This window comes from Kumtagia sp. (genome assembly GCF_059502445.1).
Map to the genome: position 1 here is coordinate 1 of NZ_JCACER010000056.1, position 3,766 is coordinate 3,766.

Genomic DNA, 3,766 nt, shown 5'->3' on the forward strand with positions numbered 1-3,766 from the left:
GCCGGGTGCAGGATGTTGTTGGTCGACATCATCAGCACGCGGGCTTCGAGCTGCGCTTCGAGCGACAGCGGCACGTGGACCGCCATCTGGTCGCCGTCGAAGTCGGCATTGAAGGCCGTGCAGACCAGCGGGTGCAGCTGGATCGCCTTGCCTTCGATCAGAATGGGCTCGAATGCCTGGATGCCGAGGCGGTGCAGCGTCGGTGCGCGGTTCAAGAGCACCGGATGCTCACGGATCACCTCGTCGAGGATGTCCCAGACCTCCGGCTTCTCCTTCTCGACCAGCTTCTTCGCCTGCTTGACGGTGGACGAATAGCCCTTGGCGTCGAGGCGGGCGTAGATGAACGGCTTGAACAGCTCAAGCGCCATCTTCTTCGGCAGGCCGCACTGGTGCAGCTTCAGCTCCGGACCGGTCACGATGACCGAGCGGCCGGAATAGTCGACGCGCTTGCCGAGCAGGTTCTGGCGGAAGCGCCCCTGCTTGCCCTTCAGCATGTCCGACAGCGACTTCAGCGGGCGCTTGTTGGCGCCGGTGATGACGCGGCCGCGGCGGCCGTTGTCGAACAGCGCGTCGACGGCCTCCTGCAGCATGCGCTTCTCGTTGCGGATGATGATGCCCGGCGCGCGCAGCTCGATCAGCCGCTTCAGGCGGTTGTTGCGGTTGATGACGCGCCGGTAGAGGTCGTTCAAGTCCGACGTGGCGAAGCGGCCGCCGTCGAGCGGAACCAGCGGACGCAGGTCCGGCGGGATGACCGGGATGACCTTCATGATCATCCATTCCGGACGGTTGCCGGACTCCATGAAGTTCTCGACCACCTTGAGGCGCTTGAGAAGCTTCTTCTGCTTCAACTCCGACGTCGTCGAGGCGAGGTCCGAGCGCAGCTCGCCGGCGATGGTGTCGAGCTTCATCTCGGCAAGCAGCGCATGGATCGCCTCGGCGCCGATCATGGCGGTGAAGCTGTCCTCGCCATATTCGTCGACGGCGATCATGTACTCCTCTTCCGACAGGAGCTGATGCTCCTTCAGCGCGGTGAGGCCCGGCTCGGTGACGATGTAGTTCTCGAAATAGAGGACGCGCTCGATGTCCTTCAGGGTCATATCGAGCAGCGTGCCGATGCGGCTCGGCAGCGACTTCAGGAACCAGATGTGGGCGACGGGAGCCGCCAGCTCGATATGGCCCATGCGCTCGCGGCGGACGCGGGAAAGCGTCACCTCGACGCCGCACTTCTCGCAGATGACGCCCTTGTACTTCATGCGCTTGTACTTGCCGCACAGGCACTCGTAGTCCTTGATCGGACCGAAGATGCGCGCGCAGAACAGGCCGTCGCGCTCGGGCTTGAACGTGCGATAGTTGATCGTCTCCGGCTTCTTGATCTCGCCGAACGACCAGGACAGGATCTTGTCCGGGCTGGCGAGCGAAATCCGGATGGAATCGAACACCTGGGCCGGGACGTTGTTGTTGAAGAGATTCATGACCTCTTGGTTCATGCCGTTCTCCTTCTCGGGACCGGGGTCCCGTTGAAATTCTCGGGGCGATATCGCCCTCTTCCGATCCGTCCGGCGCCCGCCGCCGCGCACGCTATCGGAGGATCTTTTGCGGCCGGTCTCCCGGCCTCGACTTGACGGCCCGCCGCGGAGCCTGGCCCCGCGGCGTATCCTGCCGTTACTCGGCCGCGTCGCGCACCCGCGGCGCCGTATCCTCGACCACGCTGTTCTCCAGCTCGACGTTGAGGCCGAGCGAGCGCATCTCCTTGACGAGCACGTTGAAGCTCTCCGGAATGCCCGCCTCGAACGCGTCGTCGCCGCGCACGATCGCCTCGTAGACCTTGGTGCGGCCGGCCACGTCGTCCGACTTCACCGTCAGCATCTCCTGCAGCGTGTAGGCGGCGCCATAGGCTTCGAGCGCCCAGACCTCCATCTCGCCGAAGCGCTGGCCGCCGAACTGCGCCTTGCCGCCCAGCGGCTGCTGGGTGACGAGCGAGTACGGGCCGATCGAACGGGCGTGGATCTTGTCGTCGACCAGATGGTGCAGCTTGAGCATATAGATATAGCCCATCGTCACCTTGCGATCGAACGCCTCGCCGGTGCGCCCGTCATAGAGAGTCGACTGGCCGCTGGTGTGCAGTCCGGCCTGCTCGAGCATCTCGTCGATGTGCGCCTCGTGCGCTCCGTCGAACACCGGGGTCGCGATCGAGACACCGCGCCGCATCTGCTCGCCGAGACGCACGATCGACTCGTCGTCGAAGCGCCGCACCGGCTCGTTGCGGTCGTTGTCCGGAATGATCTCGGCGATCGTCTCGCGCAGCGAATCGATCTTGCCGCCCGCCTTGTAGGCGTCGAGCAGCTCGCCGATCTTCCGGCCCATGCCAGCGCAGGCCCAGCCGAGATGCGTCTCGAGGATCTGACCGACATTCATCCGGCTCGGCACGCCGAGCGGGTTGAGCACGATGTCGGCGTGGGTGCCGTCCTCCAGGAACGGCATGTCCTCGACCGGCACGATGCGGCTGACCACGCCCTTGTTGCCGTGGCGGCCGGCCATCTTGTCGCCGGGCTGCATCTTGCGCTTCACGGCGACGAAGACCTTGACCATCTTCATGACGCCCGGAGGCATCTCGTCGCCGCGCTGCACCTTCTCGACCTTGTCCATGAAACGCTGCTCGAGCGCCTTCTTGGATTCGTCATACTGGCCGCGCAGGGCCTCCAGCTCGCGCTGGATATCCTCGCTTTCGACGGCGAACTGCCACCATTGCGAGCGCGGATACTCGCCGAGCAACTCCTTCGACAGAATCGTGCCCTTCTTGAAGCCCTTCGGCCCCTGGATGGCATCCTTGCCGGCCAGCATGTCGCTCAACCGCGCATAGACGTTGCGGTCGAGGATCGCCTGCTCGTCGTCGCGGTCCTTGGCGAGCCGCTCGATCTCCTCGCGCTCGATCGCCATCGCACGCTCGTCCTTTTCGACGCCGTGCCGGTTGAACACGCGAACCTCGACAACCGTTCCATAGGTCCCGGGCGGCATGCGCATGGAGGTGTCGCGCACGTCGGACGCCTTCTCGCCGAAGATGGCGCGCAGCAGCTTCTCTTCCGGCGTCATCGGGCTCTCGCCCTTCGGCGTGATCTTGCCGACCAGGATGTCGCCCGGCTGCACTTCCGCGCCGATGTAGACGATGCCCGCCTCGTCGAGGTTCTTCAGCGCCTCTTCCGACACGTTCGGGATGTCGCGCGTGATCTCCTCCGGCCCGAGCTTGGTGTCGCGCGCCATGACCTCGAACTCCTCGATGTGGATCGAGGTGAAGACGTCGTCGGCGACGATGCGCTCCGACAGCAGGATGGAGTCCTCGTAGTTGTAGCCGTTCCACGGCATGAAGGCGACGAGCACGTTGCGGCCGAGCGCCAGATCACCGAGATCGGTGGACGGGCCGTCGGCGATGATGTCGCCCTTCTCGATCCGGTCGCCCATCCTGACCAGCGGACGCTGGTTGATGCAGGTGTTCTGGTTCGAGCGCTGGAACTTCATCAGCCGGTAGATGTCGACGCCCGACTTTCCGGGAACCAGGTCCTCGGTCGCGCGGATGACGATACGGGTGGCGTCCACCTGGTCGACGATGCCGGTGCGGCGCGCGGCGATGGCGGCGCCCGAGTCACGAGCGACGATCGGCTCCATGCCGGTGCCGACGAACGGCGCCTCGGCGCGCACCAGCGGCACGGCCTGGCGCTGCATGTTCGAGCCCATCAGGGCGCGGTTGGCGTCGTCGTTCTCGAGGAACGGG

At 65.1% G+C, this 3,766-nt stretch carries 2 protein-coding genes; both read right to left on the bottom strand.

The genetic code is table 11. The features are described 5' to 3' along the window. Positions 1–1,487 (bottom strand): DNA-directed RNA polymerase subunit beta' (locus AC5JDC_RS17165; protein WP_495843023.1); only part of this gene is annotated, 1,487 nt, incomplete at its 3' end. Between the two features lie 175 nt (positions 1,488–1,662). Continuing rightward, positions 1,663–3,766: DNA-directed RNA polymerase subunit beta (gene rpoB, locus AC5JDC_RS17170; RefSeq protein WP_495843025.1), on the bottom strand; the 2,104-nt coding region annotated here is incomplete at its 5' end.